General features: G+C 74.1%; 15 protein-coding genes and 1 riboswitch. Of the genes, 10 read left to right on the top strand and 5 right to left on the bottom strand.

Going from position 1 to position 16,270, the window contains the following annotated elements:
• The first annotated feature begins 64 nt into the window (after positions 1–64).
• From GBN72_RS11990 to GBN72_RS11980, 3 genes are all read left to right on the top strand, one after another.
• Positions 65–1,441 (top strand): Cys-Gln thioester bond-forming surface protein, encoded by a 1,377-nt coding sequence (locus tag GBN72_RS11990; protein ID WP_151771678.1) that lies wholly within the window; start codon positions 65–67, stop codon positions 1,439–1,441.
• A 483-nt stretch (positions 1,442–1,924) separates the two neighbouring features.
• Entirely contained in the window at positions 1,925–2,236 is a 312-nt protein-coding gene (locus tag GBN72_RS11985; protein WP_151771677.1) for a hypothetical protein, read from the top strand.
• Positions 2,237–2,244: 8 nt separating this feature from the next.
• Positions 2,245–3,429 (top strand): glutathionylspermidine synthase family protein, encoded by a 1,185-nt coding sequence (locus GBN72_RS11980; RefSeq protein ID WP_151771676.1) that lies wholly within the window; start codon positions 2,245–2,247, stop codon positions 3,427–3,429.
• Between the two features lie 143 nt (positions 3,430–3,572).
• Here the strand turns inward: GBN72_RS11980 and GBN72_RS11975 are convergent, their stop codons facing one another.
• Positions 3,573–5,015, bottom strand: a complete 1,443-nt coding sequence (locus tag GBN72_RS11975; protein ID WP_151771675.1) for a glycine hydroxymethyltransferase — start codon at positions 5,013–5,015, stop codon at positions 3,573–3,575.
• Positions 5,016–5,040: 25 nt separating this feature from the next.
• Positions 5,041–5,129, bottom strand: a riboswitch (ZMP/ZTP riboswitch).
• Positions 5,130–5,198: 69 nt separating this feature from the next.
• Positions 5,199–6,494 carry an SDR family oxidoreductase gene (locus GBN72_RS11970; protein WP_164540572.1) on the bottom strand — a complete coding sequence of 432 codons (1,296 nt, stop codon included), beginning with the start codon at positions 6,492–6,494 and terminating at the stop codon, positions 5,199–5,201.
• Between the two features lie 180 nt (positions 6,495–6,674).
• Between GBN72_RS11970 and trpS the strand changes: the two genes are divergently transcribed.
• Entirely contained in the window at positions 6,675–7,688 is a 1,014-nt protein-coding gene (gene trpS, locus GBN72_RS11965; protein WP_151771673.1) for a tryptophan--tRNA ligase, read from the top strand.
• A gap of 189 nt (positions 7,689–7,877) precedes the next feature.
• A complete protein-coding gene (locus tag GBN72_RS11960) occupies positions 7,878–8,450 on the top strand; it encodes a 2'-5' RNA ligase family protein (protein WP_151771672.1) in 573 nt (190 codons plus the stop codon).
• Between the two features lie 165 nt (positions 8,451–8,615).
• On the opposite strand, the gene dprE2 is transcribed toward GBN72_RS11960, so the two are convergent.
• Both dprE2 and dprE1 read right to left on the bottom strand, forming a co-directional pair.
• Positions 8,616–9,377 carry a decaprenylphospho-beta-D-erythro-pentofuranosid-2-ulose 2-reductase gene (dprE2, locus tag GBN72_RS11955; RefSeq protein ID WP_151771671.1) on the bottom strand — a complete coding sequence of 254 codons (762 nt, stop codon included), beginning with the start codon at positions 9,375–9,377 and terminating at the stop codon, positions 8,616–8,618.
• Positions 9,378–9,417: 40 nt separating this feature from the next.
• Complete coding sequence (gene dprE1, locus GBN72_RS11950; protein ID WP_151771670.1) at positions 9,418–10,830, bottom strand: decaprenylphosphoryl-beta-D-ribose oxidase; 1,413 nt, start codon at positions 10,828–10,830, stop codon at positions 9,418–9,420.
• A gap of 140 nt (positions 10,831–10,970) precedes the next feature.
• Between dprE1 and GBN72_RS11945 the strand changes: the two genes are divergently transcribed.
• The 4 genes from GBN72_RS11945 to GBN72_RS11930 are packed head-to-tail and all read left to right on the top strand — an operon-like array spanning position 10,971 to position 13,963.
• A complete protein-coding gene (locus tag GBN72_RS11945; RefSeq protein ID WP_151771669.1) occupies positions 10,971–11,546 on the top strand; it encodes a phosphatase PAP2 family protein in 576 nt (191 codons plus the stop codon).
• Entirely contained in the window at positions 11,539–12,612 is a 1,074-nt protein-coding gene (locus tag GBN72_RS11940) for a decaprenyl-phosphate phosphoribosyltransferase (RefSeq protein ID WP_218042044.1), read from the top strand. The genes GBN72_RS11945 and GBN72_RS11940 overlap by 8 nt, the downstream gene beginning before the upstream one ends.
• Positions 12,609–13,076: a GtrA family protein gene (locus GBN72_RS11935; protein WP_246212432.1), complete on the top strand. Its 468-nt coding sequence runs from the start codon at positions 12,609–12,611 to the stop codon at positions 13,074–13,076. The genes GBN72_RS11940 and GBN72_RS11935 overlap by 4 nt, the downstream gene beginning before the upstream one ends.
• On the top strand, positions 13,064–13,963 hold the full coding sequence (locus GBN72_RS11930) for a YihY/virulence factor BrkB family protein (protein ID WP_151771667.1): 900 nt from the start codon (positions 13,064–13,066) through the stop codon (positions 13,961–13,963). The genes GBN72_RS11935 and GBN72_RS11930 overlap by 13 nt, the downstream gene beginning before the upstream one ends.
• A 107-nt stretch (positions 13,964–14,070) precedes the next feature.
• Here the strand turns inward: GBN72_RS11930 and GBN72_RS11925 are convergent, their stop codons facing one another.
• Positions 14,071–15,786 (bottom strand): D-alanyl-D-alanine carboxypeptidase family protein, encoded by a 1,716-nt coding sequence (locus GBN72_RS11925; RefSeq protein ID WP_246212465.1) that lies wholly within the window; start codon positions 15,784–15,786, stop codon positions 14,071–14,073.
• A gap of 139 nt (positions 15,787–15,925) precedes the next feature.
• On the opposite strand from GBN72_RS11925, the gene GBN72_RS11920 reads away from it, so the two are divergent.
• Entirely contained in the window at positions 15,926–16,168 is a 243-nt protein-coding gene (locus GBN72_RS11920) for an SCO4848 family membrane protein (RefSeq protein WP_151771665.1), read from the top strand.
• Positions 16,169–16,270: the final 102 nt, after the last annotated feature.

Genomic DNA, 16,270 nt, shown 5'->3' with positions numbered 1-16,270 from the left:
TGCGCTCTCCGTCAGTCTGTTGCCGTGATGCGACGTGACGCCGCCATGCCCGGAGGGGAAACGTATGTTCCGTATACGGAGACGTGCCACCACGCGGCTGTCCGCCGCCGTCCTCGTCGCCGGCCTCAGCGTCGGTGGCGCCCTGGCCACGGCCGGCGTCGCCGCCGCCGACGGCCACAACCCGGCCGGCGGCACGCTGGCCACGCTCAAGTCCGGCCTCCAGGACTCCGGTGACGCCTCGATCGACGGCAAGTCCGTGCGCGCCGGTCTGTTCACCATGGACGTGGCCGGTGGCGGCACGCTGCAGAGCTACTGCATCGACGCCCACACGCCCACCGTCAGCAAGGCGCAGTACCAGGAGGTGTCCTGGGCGCAGTCCTCGCTGGCCAACAACCCCGACGCGGGCAAGATCCACTGGATCCTGAAGAACTCCTACCCGCAGGTCGGCGACATCGCCGCGCTGGCCAAGGCCGCGCAGATCACGGGCGAGTTCACCAAGAACGACGCCGCCGTCGGCACCCAGGTCGCCATCTGGCGCTTCTCCGACCACGTCCAGGCGGAGGCCAAGGACGCCGAGGCCGAGAAGCTCGCCGACTACCTGGAGAAGGCCGCCCAGTCGGTCCAGGAGCCCGGCGGCTCGCTGTCGCTGAGCGCCCCGGCCGTGGCCGGCAAGGCCGGCGAGAAGATCGGCCCGGTCACCGTCGCCACCAACGCGGGCACCGCGTCCGTCAAGGTCGCCGGTGAGGGCGTCAAGGTCGTCGACGCCTCGGGCAACCCGGTCACCGGCGTGAGCAACGGCGCCGAGCTGTACGTGGACGTCGCGGAGGGCACCCCGGCCGGCGCCGCCGAGGTCACCGTCGAGGGCTCCGTCGAGCTGTCGGTCGGCCGCGCCTTCACCGGCGTCGGCGTCAAGACGCAGACGCAGATCCTCGCGGGCTCCTCGCAGAGCAAGGTCGCCTCGTCCTTCACGGCCACGTGGAGCGAGAAGGAGACCACCGGCGCGGTGCTCGCGGCCGAGGCCGTGAACAACTGCGCCAAGGGCGGCGTCGACGTCAAGGTCACCAACAGCGGTGACGAGGCGGGCGAGGTCACCATCGGCGGCGAGAAGCACACCGTCGAGGCCGGCAAGGACGTCACCGTCACCGTCCCGGTGAAGGAGGACGCCGAGTACAGCATCGCCGTCACCGGTCCGAACGGTCTCGACCAGACCTTCACCGGCATCCTCGACTGCCAGACCGCCTCCGAGGGCGGTTCCGAGGCCCCGCAGCCCTCGACCGCGCCGAGCCCGGCCGGCGACCAGGGCGACCAGGCCGACGACGGCACCAACCTGGCCGAGACCGGCAGCAACAGCGCCACCCCGGTGATCGCCGGTGTCGCCATCGCCCTCGTGGTCCTCGGCGGCGTCACCATGCTGGTCCTGCGCAAGCGCAAGACCTCCTGACCCTCCGGTCCTGTGGTGACCCGGCGCCGCCGGGGTGAGCGCGCGTCCTGACCATCGGGCATTCACCCCGGCGGCGCGAAGGGGCGGTTCCCTGTGACAGGGAACCGCCCCTTTCCCGTGCGCGGGGCCGGCGTCCGCCGGGGGCGGACCGGGCCCGCCCCCGGAACCGCGGAGTCCGGCGGCAGCTCGGCCGCCCGGCGGGACCGGTCCGTCTGAACAGGTATTCGTCCCCGCCCCGACGGGTAGGGACAGCGTGGGCGGTGACCCTGACACCACCGTCCGACGGGCCCCGCGAGGCGCCCCCTCCAGGTGAGGGACGGCGCCCGTGGGGTCTTGTCATGTGGCCGACATTGCTCTCTTGCGCCGGTGTCCCTAGGCTGCCGGGCGTAGCTGACGCCGCACACCTGTGCGGAGGGAACCGAACGGCGGCCTCCGGGTGTCTTGGCGTCAGGCACCGCTCGCACCGAACCGGGGGGAAAGACCATGGCACAGAAGCAGCGCCGACGGCTGCGCTCCAGCACCGTCGTGCTGGGCGGAATGGGCGTCGTGGCCGCCACGCTGACGTCCTGCAGCTCCGAACCGGACCAGCGCTGCGTCGACATGGACAGTTACGAGTACGCCAACGGCTACCGCGTCGTGGCCGACTCCAACTGCTCCTCGTACGGGACGACGACGAACGCCGGCTGGTACTACGACGCCGAGGTCGACGACGGCTGGGCCGACGACGGCACCTTCAGCCGTGAGGAGGCCGTCGACCGCAACGGCTTCGGCTGCAGCGGCAGCGGCGGAGGCTGACCGACGCCGTGGAACGCCGCACCACCGAGCCCCGCCCCGACTGGCAGCGCACCGTCGAGGCGCAGGGCCTGATCTACCCCCTCACCCGCCATCCGGACGGCGTCCTGCGCCCCTACTGGGACGAGAGCGCGTACTACGCCTTCTCCCTCCCCGAGGTCGAGGCGCTGGAGGAGGTCGTCGAGGAGCTGCACGCGATGTGCCTGGAGGCGGCCGGGTTCATCGTCAAGGAGAACCGTTTCGCCGACCTCGGTGTCACCGACCGGCGGGTGGCCGAGGCCATCGCCGAGTCCTGGCGCCGCCGTGCGGAGGTCCCCTCCCTCTACGGCCGGTTCGACCTGCGCTACGACGGCACGGGCCCGGCCAAGATGCTGGAGTACAACGCCGACACCCCGACCTCCCTGGTGGAGGCGGCCAGCCCGCAGTGGTTCTGGATGGAGGAGCGGTTCCCCGGCGCCGACCAGTGGAACTCCCTGCACGAGCGGCTGGTGGACGCCTGGCGCGAGCAGGCGCACCTGCTGCCGCCCGGCTCCCCGCTCTACTTCGCCCACACCGCGGCCGACGAGCTGGGCGAGGACCTGATGACCGTCGCCTACCTCATGGAGACCGCCGAGCAGGCCGGGCTGAGCACCGAGTGGATCTCCATGGAGGACATCGGCTGGGACCGGCTGAGCCGGCGCTTCGTGGACAAGAAGCTCCGCTTCATCCGCAGTTGCTTCAAGCTCTACCCGTGGGAGTGGCTGACCACCGACCGGTTCGGGTCCCAGGTGATGCAGACCCTCGACCTGGGCGGCGGCACGGGATCCACCCTGTGGATCGAGCCGATGTGGAAGATGCTGCTCAGCAACAAGGCGCTGCTGGCGATCCTGTGGGAGCTCCACCCCGGCCACCCCAACCTGCTGCCGGCCTACGTGGACGGCCCGCGCGAGATGGCCTCCACCACCGGGTACGTGGCCAAACCGCTGCTCGGGCGCGAGGGGGCGGGAGTCACCCTGCACGAGGCCGGGTCCGTCGTGCCGGCGCGTGAGGACGCGTGCTGCTACCAGGAGCTGGCGCCGCTGCCGTCGTTCGACGGGAACCGGGTGGTGCTGGGCGCCTGGGTCGTCAAGGGCGAGGCCGCGGGCCTCGGCATCCGCGAGAGCGCGGGCCTGGTGACGGACACCTACGCGCGGTTCCTGCCGCACGTCATCCTCTAGAGCCGCGGCGCACCCACGCGGCACCCACGGCACCCACGCGGCACCCACGGCACCCACGCGGCACCCACGGCACCCACGCGGCACACGCGGCGCCGCCCGGGCGGGGGAGGCCGCGGCCTCCCCCGCCCGGGCGGGCACGGGCCTCAGCCCAGGTCGATCGTCGGGTACAGCGGGAAGCCCGAGACCAGCTCGGTGGCGCGGCGCGACACCTCGTCGGAGACCTTCGCGTCGAGGACGTGCTGCGCCTTCGACGGCGCGCCCTTGGCCGTGGTGCCGGGGACGGCCTCGGTCAGCACGCGGTCGATCAGGGCGGCGATCTCGTCCATCTCCGCCGTGCCCAGACCGCGGGTGGTCAGGGCCGGGGTGCCGATCCGGATGCCGGAGGTGTACCAGGCGCCGTTCGGGTCGGCGGGGATGGCGTTGCGGTTGGTGACGATGCCGGAGTCCAGCAGCGCCTGCTCCGCCTGGCGGCCGGTGAGGCCGTAGGAGGAGGCCACGTCGATCAGGTTGAGGTGGTTGTCGGTGCCACCGGTGACCAGCGTGGCGCCGCGCCGCATCAGCCCCTCGGCCAGCGCCTTCGCGTTGTCCACGATGCGCTGCGCGTAGTCCTGGAAGGAGGGCTGGCGCGCCTCGGCGAGGGCGACCGCCTTGGCGGCCATCACGTGCGGCAGCGGGCCGCCGAGCACCATCGGGCAGCCGCGGTCGACCTGGTCCTTCAGCGAGTCGTCGCACAGCACCATGCCGCCGCGCGGGCCGCGCAGCGACTTGTGGGTGGTGGTGGTGACGATCTGCGCGTGCGGCACCGGGTCGAAGTCGCCGGTGAGCACCTTGCCGGCCACCAGGCCCGCGAAGTGCGCCATGTCGACCATCAGGGTCGCGCCGACCTCGTCGGCGATCTCCCGCATGATCCGGAAGTTCACCAGGCGCGGGTACGCGGAGTAGCCGGCCACGATGATCAGCGGCTTGAACTCGCGGGCGGTCTCGCGCAGCGCCTCGTAGTCGACCAGGCCGGTCGCCGGGTCGGTGCCGTAGGACCGCTGGTCGAACATCTTGCCCGAGATGTTGGGGCGGAAGCCGTGCGTGAGGTGGCCGCCGGCGTCCAGCGACATGCCCAGCATCCGCTGGTTGCCGAAGGCGGTGCGCAGCTCGGCCCAGTCGGCGTCGGAGAGCTCGTTGACCTGGCGGACGCCGGCCTTGGCGAGGGCCGGCACCTCCACGCGGTCGGCGAGCACCGACCAGAAGGCGACCAGGTTGGCGTCGATGCCGGAGTGCGGCTGGACGTAGGCGTGGCGGGCGCCGAAGAGCTCGCGCGCGTGCTCGGCGGCGAGGGACTCGACGGTGTCGACGTTGCGGCAGCCGGCGTAGAAGCGGCGGCCGACGGTGCCCTCGGCGTACTTGTCGCTGAACCAGTTGCCCATCGCGAGCAGCGTCGCGGGGGAGGCGTAGTTCTCCGAGGCGATCAGCTTCAGCATCTCGCGCTGGTCGGTGAGTTCCTGGCCGATCGCGTCGGCGACGCGGGGCTCCACGGCGCGGACGACGTCCAGTGCGGCGCGGTACGCGGCGGACTCGGGGGAAAGGTCGGACATGGCGGCCTCCGGCAGAGTGCGGTCACGGTGTGGCCCAGGCGCACGGCACGTGTTCTCTCCGGGCCGCTCCCCGATGGTCCGTCCCATCCCAGCGCGCCAGTCACGGCCCTCCCTCACCCTACCGGCCCGCCCCCGCCCCCCGCCGGACGGACCGCCCTGCGGACGCCTTCGTGCGCGGCGCCGTCACCGGTCCCGGTCACCCGCCACCCGTGGCCGGCGCGCCGGGTAACCGAGGGCGGCGCGGAGGTAGGCGGCGTCGAGCGGGGGCTGTGCCGGGACGCCGTCGCGGGCCTCCAGGAGGTCCAGCGCGGTGCGCTCGTAGCTGCGGCGGTGGTAGCCGTAGCGGAGTCCGCCCGGGTTCAGCCCGACCAGATGCCGCTCCAGGTCGTTGACGGGCGACCACTCCTCGGCGATCTCCACGCGTGCCCACGGCGCCTGTGCGGCGATGGCGTCGATCCACTTCGTCAGCGGCGTGTCCACGGGATGCACCACGTGCCGCGTCACCGTTCCCGGGCCGCTGTCCTCGCCGGCCAGCCGCACGGCGGCGTCGGCCGCGTACTCGACCGGGGCGATGTTGATCAGCCCGTCCGTGCGGCCCGGCAGACGGAGACGGACACGTCCCTGTGCGTCGGGGGCCGCGGCGAACCGCTCGGCGGCGTGCCGCGGTCCCAGGGCGGCCAGCCGGCTCAAGGCCCACCGCAGCGCGGAATGCGGCGCCCGGGGGCCGCGCGGCGACGGAGGCCGGTCGGTCAGCAGCGTGCTGGGGCGCAGCACCAGCGCACGGCGGCCGTCCCGTGCCCACGAGCGGACCAGGCGCTCGGCCCGGTACTTGGACTCCTCGTAGGGGGTGACGAAGCCGTGGGAGTCGTCGAGGTCGTCCTCGCGCACCACGCCGTCGCGGCGGTCACCGGCGACGAAGGCGGTGCTGACGTGCACGAACCGCCGCTCCCGGCCGGGTGCGGCGGCCAGCTCCAGCATGTGGCGCGTGCCGTCGACGTTGGCCCCGCTGACGCTCCGCAGGGAAGCCCGCAGGTCGGTGGCGGCGGCGCAGTGCCACACCTCGTCCGTCTCGCCGGCCAGCCGCCGCAGCTCCTGGGCCCCGAGGCCCAGTCCGGGCTGCTCCAGGTCCGCCCGCAGCACGCGGAGCCGGTCCGTGCCCAGGCTCGCGGCCGCCTGCCGGGCGCCGGCGAACTCCAGCGCGCGCTCCAGACGCTGCGTGGCCTGCTGCGGTGTGCCCCGGACCAGTGCGATCACGGAGTGGCCCTGGGACAGCAGGCGGGGCAGCAGGTGACAGCCCAGGAAGCCGGTCCCGCCCGACAGTGCGATGGCCTTCGGTGAGATGACGAACTCCTCGCCGGAGCGCGAGCCCCTGCAGTGTCGGCGCGGTGCGTCGCGCGGGACGACCCGGCGGGCGGAAAGCCGCCGGGTCCACTGACACCATGACCGGACACCGGCCGGGCCACCGGGTGACGCGCTCACCACGTCACTCGTATGTCCGGAGGGCGCAAGGGGCGCAGAAGGCGCAGAAGGCGCAGAAGGCGCGGAGGGACGGAAGCCCGGAGCGCCGGCCGGCGGAGGCGGCCGGCTCCGTGACGCCGCCCGCCGCGGGCTCGCGCACCCGTTCCCAGGGGGCGGGGGAGACCTGAGAGAATGAGAGGCATGGCCTCTGATCGTCCTCGCGTGCTCTCCGGTATCCAGCCGACCTCCGGCTCGTTCCACCTCGGCAACTACCTCGGCGCCGTCCGCCAGTGGGTGGACATGCAGAAGTCCCACGACGCCTTCTACATGGTCGTCGACCTGCACGCCATCACCGTGCCGCAGGACCCGGAGACGCTGCGCCGCAACACCCGGCTCTCCGTCGCCCAGCTGCTCGCGGCCGGACTGGACCCGGAGCACTGCACCCTCTTCGTGCAGAGCCACGTCCCCGAGCACGCCCAGCTCGGCTGGGTGATGAACTGCATCACCGGCTTCGGCGAGGCCTCCCGGATGACGCAGTTCAAGGACAAGTCCGCCAAGCAGGGCAGCGACCGCACCACGGTCGGCCTGTTCACGTACCCGATGCTGATGGTCGCGGACATCCTGCTCTACCAGGCCGACCAGGTCCCGGTGGGCGAGGACCAGCGCCAGCACCTGGAGCTGACCCGCGACCTGGCCGAGCGGTTCAACGCCCAGTACGGCCAGACCTTCACCGTCCCCAGCGCGTACATCCTCAAGGAGACGGCGAAGATCTACGACCTTCAGGAGCCGTCCGCCAAGATGAGCAAGTCGACGGCGAACCCCAAGGGCCTGATCAACCTCATGGACGACCCGAAGATCACCGCGAAGAAGGTGAAGAGCGCGGTCACCGACACGGAGACCGTGATCCGCTTCGACCGGGAGAACAAGCCGGGCGTCTCCAACCTGCTCACCATCCTCTCCACCCTCACCGGCAAGGACGTCCCGGCGCTGGAGGCGGAGTACGAGGGCAAGATGTACGGCGCCCTGAAGACCGACCTGGCCGAGGTCATGGTCGACTTCGTGACGCCTTTCCGCGATCGGACGCTGGAATATCTGGACGACCCGGAGACGCTGGACCAGATCCTCGCCAAGGGCGCGGAGAAGGCGCGCGCCGTCGCGGCGGAGACGCTGGCGGCGACCTACCGGCGGATGGGCCTGGTTCCGGCCAAGCACTGACCGGAAGAGGCCCGGCGCGCCCGGGCGGCGGGGCAGCATACTCCGCCCGCCCGAGCGCCCCGCGCGCCACCGGTGATACGGGCGCGATCCTCCCGGTTGGGCGGTGCGCCGCCGTACAGTCGATGGCGGGTGGCACCACCCGTCCGGCACAGCACGGGCGTGACGGAAGACGACACGACAGGAGACGACGTGGGGACCGTAACGATCGGCGTGTCGATCTCGGTCCCGGAGCCGCACGGCAGCCTGCTCCAGCAGCGGCGCGCGGGCTTCGGCGACGCCGCGGCGTTCGGCATTCCCACGCACGTCACCCTGCTGCCGCCGACCGAGGTGGACGCCTCCGCGCTGCCCAAGATCGAGGCGCACCTCGCCGAGGTGGCCGCGGCGGCGCGGCCCTTCCCGATGCGGCTGGCGGGTACCGGGACGTTCCGTCCGCTGTCGCCCGTGGTGTACGTGCGGGTGGTGTCCGGCGCGCAGGAGTGCGCCGAACTCCAGGCCCGGGTCCGCGACGAGGCCGGGCCGGTGGCGCGGGAGCTGCAGTTCCCGTACCACCCGCACGTGACCGTCGCGCACGGCATCGCCGAGGAGGCGATGGACCGCGCCTTCGAGGAGCTGGCCGGTTACGCGGCGGAGTGGCCCTGCACCGGTTTCGCGCTGTACGAGCAGGGCGCCGACGGGGTGTGGCGCAGGCTGCGCGACTTCCCGTTCGGCGGCGCGCTGGTGCCGCCCCAGACCGCGGCGGAGAGACACCCGACGCTCCAGTAGCGCCGGCGCGCCCCGCGCGCGGCGGCGGGGCGGCCCCGTGGCGGCGCCTCCGCCGGCCCGGCGCGGGAGCCCTGGCGGCTCCGTGGTGCGGCGGCACAGCGGCTCAGGGGCCCAGCGGCCCAACGGCACCGGGTCCCAGCGGCGCACCGGCGCAGCGGCGCGGGGTCACAGCGGGAGACGCCGCATGAGCGGCCTCGGCAGGCGGCGCAGCACCGCCATCGCGGGCCGCAGCGTCCCCGGCACCCACACCGTGGCCGCCCGGCGGCGCAGCCCGGACTCCACGGCCGCCGCGACCGCGCCCGGCGTGGTCGCCAGCGGCGCCTCGGGCAGTCCGGCCGTCATCCGGGTCCGGACGAAGCCGGGCCGCACCACCATCACGTGCACGCCCGTGCCGTGCAGCGCGTCGCCCAGGCCCTGCGCGAAGGCGTCCAGGCCGGCCTTGCTGGAGCCGTAGATGAAGTTGCCGCGCCGGGCGCGCTCGGCGGCCACCGAGGAGAGCACCACCAGCGAGCCGTGGCCCTGCCCGCGCAGCGCGGCGGCCGCCACCAGCCCGGCCGAGACGGCGCCGGTGTAGTTGGTCTGCGCGACCCGCACCGCCCCGGCCGGTTCCCGCTCGTCGCGGGCCTGGTCGCCGAGGACGCCGAAGGCCAGCAGCACCAGGTCGATGTCACCCTCCGCGAAGACCTTCCCCAGGACCTCCTCGTGCGAGCCGGTGTCCAGCGCGTCGAACTCCACGGTCCGCACGTCGGCCCCGGGCCGCAGGACGCGCAGCGAGGCTGCGGCGGCGTCCAGGGCGGGTGAGGGGCGGCCCGCCAGCCACACCGTGCGGGCGCGGCGGACGAGCATGCGGCGGGCGACCGCCAGCCCGATCTCCGAGGCGCCGCCGAGCACCAGCACCGACTGGGGTGCGCCGAACGCGTCCTTCACGAGAGCTCCTAAGGGTGGTGAGGGCTGTGGGGGGTGTGGGTCAGAGGCCGAGGCGGCGGGACAGGTCGGAGGTGAACACCCCGCGCGGGTCGAGCTCGGCGCGCAGCGCGCGGAACTCGTCCAGCCGCGGGTACATGGCGGGCAGCAGCTCGGGCCGCAGCCGGGAGTCCTTGGCGAGGTAGACCCGCCCGCCGGCGGCGGCGACCTCCTCGTCCAGCTCGTCGAGGAGGCCGCCGAGGCCGGGCAGCCCGGCCGGGACGTCCAGGGCGAGCGTCCAGCCCGCCGTGGGGAACGACAGCCAGCCCGGGTCGCCGTCGCCGAACCGTTTGAGCACCGCGAGGAAGGACGGGCAGCGCCGCTCGGAGACCCGGCGCACGATCCGCCGCAGCGACTCCTCCGCGCCGTACCCGACGACGAACTGGTACTGCACGAAGCCGCCCCGGCCGTAGACCCGGTTCCAGTGCGGCACGCCGTCCAGCGGGTGGAAGAACGTGTGCAGGCGCTGCGGTTCGCCGGTGCGGCGCCGGGGCGCCCTGCGGTACCAGAGCTCGTTGAAGACGCCCACCGTGGTGCGGCCCAGCAGGCCGTCGGGGAGGAAGGACGGCGCGGCGGGCAGCCGGGAGGGGCGGAACTCCAGCGGGTCGCGGCGGGCGCGCCGGGAGCGGGGGAGGGCGTCCGGCGGGGCGTGGTCGCCCTGGGTGAGGACCGCGCGGCCGGTTGCGGCGCCGCGCGCCAGCAGGTCGATCCAGGCCACCGAGTAGCGGTGGCGGTGGTCCGTGGCGGTGAGCCTGGCCATCAGGTCGTCGAGGTCGCGGGCGCGCTCGGTGTCCACCGTCATCCAGGACGTCTCCACCGGCTGGAGCCGCAGCGAGGCGGTGAGCACCACCCCGGTGAGGCCCATGCCGCCGCACGTCGCGTCGAAGAGCGGGTCGCCGGGGGACACGGCGCGGATCGTGCCGTCGGCGGTGAGCAGCTCCATCGACAGCACATGGCGGGAGAAGGAGCCGCAGACGTGGTGGTTCTTGCCGTGGATGTCGGCGCCGATCGCCCCGCCGACGGTGACGTACCGGGTGCCGGGGGTGACCGGCACGAACCAGCCGAGCGGCAGCAGCACCCGCATCAGCCGGTGCAGCGAGACGCCCGCGTCGCACAGCACCACGCCCCCGGCGGCGTCCACCGCGTGGATCCGGTCCAGCCCGGTCATGTCGAGCACGGCGCCGCCCGCGTTCTGCGCCGCGTCGCCGTAGGCCCGGCCCAGTCCCCGGGGGATGCCGCCGCGGGCCCCGCAGTCCCGGACGGCGGCGACGGCCTCGTCGTAGCTGCGGGGGCGGACCACACGGGCGACGGTGGGCGCGGTGCGGCCCCAGCCGGTGACCGGGACGGCGAGCGCCCCGGCCGGTGACGAGGGGGCCGGCGGCGGGTGGGCCGGGGACGGGGGCTGAGTGGGCGGCATGGGCGCGACGCTAGCGGCGGGGCGTCCGTCATGCGGAGATCACTCCGGGTATGGCGCGTTTCTCGCCGGAACGGGTGATTGATAGGGCTTCACGGCATATTGCCCGGGTTCGGGACGCGCCCCGGTGAACAGTGGGCCGTATGCACGGTGTCCCCCTCCCCGCTCCTCCTCCGCCCGCCTCGCGCACGGTCCGCGCGGTCCGGCGGCTCGACGCCCGGCTGCTGGCCGCCCTGCACGCGCGCGGCGACGACCCCCGCGCCGCGGCCGCGGCCCGTGCCCTCTCCCGCGCCGGGGAGCACGGCGCGCTCTGGCTGGCCGCGGGTCTCGCCGCGGCGGCCGTGGACCGGCCCCGGCGCTCCGCCTGGCTGCGCGGGACCGCGCTCACCGCCGCGGCCCACCTGACCGGCGTGGGCGTCAAGCACCTGGTGCGCCGCCCGCGCCCCACCGCCGTCGAGGCGCGGGTGGCCGTCCTCGGCCCGCACTCCTTCCCCAGCGCGCACGCCGCCTCCAGCGCGGCGGCGGCGGTGGCCGCGGCGGCGCTGCTGCCGGCCGCGGGGACGCTGGCCGTCCCGGCCGCCGCCGCGATGTGCCTGTCCCGGGTGGTGGCGGGCGTGCACTACCCCTCCGACGTGGTCGCGGGCGCCCTGCTCGGTGCGGCCGCCGCCGGGCTGGGGCTGCGGAGCCCGCGGGGACCGAGGGGGAGGCGCCATGGCTGAGCGCGTCGCCGCCACGGGCCCGCTCCCGGGCTCACGGCCCCGCCCGCACGAGTCGGACCGCCACGAGTCGGACCGCCACGAGTTGGACCGCCATGAGTCGGACCGCCACGAGTCGGACCGCCTGGTGGTCGGGCCGCGCCGCCCCGGCGGTCCGACCACCGCGCCGCCCCGCCGCCCCGGGCCCCGCGCGCTGCTCGCCGGGCTGGTCCGCACCGCCCGCCCCCGGCAGTGGGTGAAGAACGTCCTGGTGGTGGCCGCCCCGGCGGCCGCGGGCCAGCTCCTCACCCCGGCCGCGCTGACCCGGCTGCCGCTGGTCCTGGTCCTCTTCACGGCCTGCTCGGCCGCCGTCTACCTGGTCAACGACGCCCGCGACGTCGACGCCGACCGCGCCCACCCGGTCAAACGCCACCGGCCGGTCGCCGCGGGACAGGTGCCGGTGCCGGTCGCCTACGCGGCCGGGTGCGCGCTCGCCGTGGGGGCCCCGCTCACGGCCGTGCTGCTGTGTCCGCCGCTGACCGCGGCGGTGCTGGCGGCCTACGTGGTGATGCAGTTCGCGTACTGCCTGCGGCTCAAGCGTGTGCTGGTGGTCGACCTGGCGGTGGTCGCCGCCGGCTTCCTGATGCGGGCCATGGCCGGCGGCATCGCCATGGACATCCCGCTCTCCCGCTGGTTCCTGATCACCACCGGCTTCGGCGCGCTCTTCATGGTCTCCGCCAAGCGCTACTCCGAGGCCGTCGAGATGGCCGGCGAGCGCGGGGCCACCCGGGCCCTGCTCACCGAGTACACGCCCGGCTACCTGCGGTTCGTCTGGCAGCTGGCGGCGGGCGGCGCGGTCCTCGGCTACTGCCTGTGGGCCCTGGAGACCGGCGGCGTCCCGCAGACCGGGCTGCTGCCCTGGCGGCAGCTCTCCATGATCGCCTTCATCCTGGGCGTCCTGCGCTACGCCGTCTTCGCCGACCGGGGCACCGCGGGGGAACCGGAGGACGTCGTGCTGCGGGACCGTCCGCTGGCCGCCGTCGGCCTGGTGTGGGCGGTGCTCTACGGGCTGGCGGTGACCGGCTGGTGACCGCCGCCCCGGTCACCCGCCGGGAACTCGCCGGATTCGCGGCCGCCGGACTTCTGGCCTACCTGGTGGACCTGGCCGTGTTCACCGCGCTGCTCGGCCCCGCCGGGCTGCCGCCGCTGCCGGCCAAGGCGCTGGCCTTCCTCGCCGCCTGCGCGGTCGCCTACGCCGGCAACGCGCTGGGCGCCTACCGCCGGGCCGCCTCCGCGGCGCCGCCGGGGCCCGGGGAGCGGTTGCGGCAGGCAGTCGTCTTCACCGCCGTCAACGCCGCCGGAGCCGCCGCGCAGCTGGCCTGTCTCGCCGTCAGCCACTACTGCCTCGGCCTCACCTCGCGGCGCGCGGATCTGGTCGCCGGCGCGGGAGTGGGCATGCTGCTGGGCACGGCGGTCCGGTTCTGGGGTACCCGAACTCTCGTCTTTGGCAACAGAGTCGGGAACGGGAACGGGGTCGTGGGATGGACTGGCTGAAGAACCTTCCCGTCGTCGGCCCCTGGGCGGCCCGGCTGATGGAGACGCACGCCTGGCGCGCCTTCGAGCGGCTGGACCGGGTGAAGTGGACCAGGCTCGCCGCGGCGATGACCTTCACCAGCTTCCTCGCGCTCTTCCCGCTGCTCACGGTCGCGGCGGCGGCCGCCGCGGGCACCCTCTCCACCACCCAGCAGCGGACGCTCCAGCACAAGCTGGCCGAGCAGGTGCCGGGGATCTCCGACCAGCTGGACATCGAGAAACTGGTCGCCAACGCGGGCGCGGTCGGGCTGATCGCCGGCGCGCTGCTGCTGTTCACCGGGCTGAGCTGGGTCGACTCCCTGCGGGGCTGCCTGCGCGCCGTCTGGGAGATGCCGGACCCGGACGAGAACATCCTCCTCACCAAGGCCAAGGACCTGGGCGTGCTGTTCGGGCTGGGCGGCGCGGTGCTGATCACGCTGGTGATCTCCACGGTCGCCAGCGGCATGGTGGGGCGGCTGGCACGGGAGATGGGGCTGGACGAGGGCGGGGCCGGCGGCGTCCTGCTGGGGATCGCGGCCTTCACCGTCGCCGTCCTCGCCGACTTCCTGCTGCTGCTCTACGTGCTGCGGACGGTCCCCGGGGCCCACCCCTCCAAGCGCCGCCTGGTCGAGGCGGCGCTGATCGGCGCGGCCGGTTTCGAGCTGCTGAAGCTGCTGCTCAGCGGCTACATCCAGGGAGTCGCCGCGAAGAGCATGTACGGCGCCTTCGGCGTGCCGATCGCCTTGCTGCTGTGGATCAACTTCACCTGCAAGCTGCTGCTCTACAGCGCCGCCTGGACGGCGACGGGCAAGTCCTCCGCTCCCGCCTCCCCGGCCGCCGCCCTGCCGTCCGCCCCGGCCCCGGCGTGACCTCCGGCCCCGGCGCCGCGCCACCGCTCGCGTGGGCCACGGGCCGCACCCCGCGCGGCCGGTGACCGGGCCGCGCCGGCCGCGCGGGGGCGGCCGGGGCCGCCGCCTCAGGCCGGCTGGCCCTCGCCCTTCTCCGCCGCGCGGGGCCCGGAGGCCTGCTGGGGCATCGCGGCCTCGGCGGCCTCGGCAGGCTTGTCACCCGCCGGGTCCCCGGCCTCCTCGGACGTCGCCCCTTCCGCGTCGGCGGGCTTCGCGTCGGCCTCGGCACCCGCGGGCTTCGCGGTGGCGCCGTCGGACGCGGCGGCCTCGGTGCCGGAGGAGTCCCCGGCCTTCGCCTCCGTCACGCCGGCGTCGGCGGCACCGGCGTCCGCGCCCTCCGCCGCGCCCTTCGCGCCGGAGCGGGAACCGCTCCGCGCCGCCGTGCCCGGGAGGGGCCAGCGGCGGTGGACGAGGAAGGCCCCGCCCGCGAGGAGCACCAGCACGCCCCCGACGATGGCGAACGGGATCCACACCGGTCCCGTCTCCTTCGCCTCCTCGGACGCCGCCACGTTCTCCGCCCGGCCGCCCGCCGGGGACATCGCCGCCGACGACGCCGACGGCGCGGCCGACGGCGCGGCGGACGCCGCGGACGCGGGCGGCACCAGTTCACCCACCGGCGTCACCTTGCCGGCCGCCGCGAAGCCCCAGTCCAGCAGCTCCGCCGTCTCCTTGTAGACCCGGTTGAGCTCCTTCTTCTGCGGGTTCATGACGGTGACCAGCAGCACCTTGCCGTCCCGCTCCGCCACGCCCGTGAAGGTCGCCCCGGCGTTGGTGGTGTTGCCGTTCTTGACCCCCGCGATGCCGCGGTACTGGTCGATCCCGTTGCCGGTGAGCAGCCGGTTGGTGTTCTGGATCTCGAAGTTCCCGCGGGTCTTCTTCCCGTCCTTGCCCTTCTTGGTCTCGCCCGGGAACTGCGCCCGGACCGTCGACGCGTACTCGCGGAAGTCCTTCTTCTGCAGCCCCGAACGGGCTATCAGCGTGAGGTCGTAGGCGGAGGAGACCTGCCCCTTCGCGTCGTAACCGTCCGGGCTGACCACGTGCGTGTCCAGCGCCTGGAGCTCCGCGGCGTGGGCGTTCATGTCGGCGACCGTCCTGTCGAGGCCGCCGTTCATCGAGGACAGCACGTGGACCGCGTCGTTGCCCGACTGCAGGAAGACGCCGAGCCACAGGTCGCGGACCGTGTACGTCTCGTTCGGCTTGACGCCCACCATGCTGGAGCCGGAGCCGACCTTGGAGAGCTCCTCGTCCGTCACCTTGTGCGTGTCGGTGGCGGGCCAGTGCCCCAGCAGGGTGTCGGCGAAGAGCATCTTCAGGGTGCTCGCCGGAGCCAGCTCCTGGTGCGCGTTGTGCGCGGCGAGCACCTCGCCGCTCTCGGCGTCGGCGACGATCCACGACTTGGCCGAGAGGTCGTCCGGCAGCGCGGGCGCGCCCGCGTTCGGTGCGACCTGGGTCCCGGGAGCGGCCAGCCGCGCGCCGCCCACCGTGGACCGGGACCCCGCGGGCGGAGCGTCCTTCGCCACCCCCGAGGCGGCCGGGGACGCGTCGTCGGCGGACGAACGGTCGCCCGTGGACGTCGACGGGGAGGACGTGGCCCCGCCGGCGGAGGTCGACCCGGCCGACGTGGAGCCCGAGAGGCGGCTGCCGGGCGACTTCGGGCCCGGACGCGCGGGCTGCGCCTGCGCGTCGCCCGCGGAGAGCGGCACGACCAGGCCGAGGGCCAACGAGAACAGTGCGGCGGAAGCGATCAGGACGGGTCGCTTGGCGGTCTTCTTCTGAGCGGGCACGGACGAGAACGTACATGCCAAGGACGGTGCGGGCGTACCCCCGTGTTCCTCCCGCCCCCCGCCGTGATTCGCGTCGCACTCGGCCGCCGGACCGCCACCCCGGCCACCGGCCGCGCGGTCCGGCGGCGATACTGGCCGTATGAAGCTCAGCCGACCCGTCTCCTGGTTCCTTCTCGCCTTCGGGGTGTGGAGCTGGGTCATCTGGGTCACTTTCGTCAAAAACCTCTACAAGGACGGCAGCGGTCTCGCGTTCGACGACGCGGGGGACCCGACCGGGTACTTCTGGGTCCACCTGCTGCTCGCGGTGGTCTCCTTCGTACTGGGGACGGTCGTGGGGGTCATCGGGTTGCGCGGAGTTCGCGCATTGCGGCGCAACTCATAGTCGTCGGCGCCGCCGTCGGCGCCCAACCACACACAGGGACAGGGGACTTACCGGACGTGGGCTTCCTATTCGTACTTGTCGCACTGCTCGCGGTGGCCGCGC

Origin of the sequence: Streptomyces abyssomicinicus (assembly GCF_008974245.1) — a bacterium.
Classification (GTDB): Bacteria; Actinomycetota; Actinomycetes; order Streptomycetales; family Streptomycetaceae; genus Streptomyces; species Streptomyces abyssomicinicus.
Note: the sequence above shows the minus strand (reverse complement) of the source record. Positions and strands in the feature narration are given on the sequence as shown.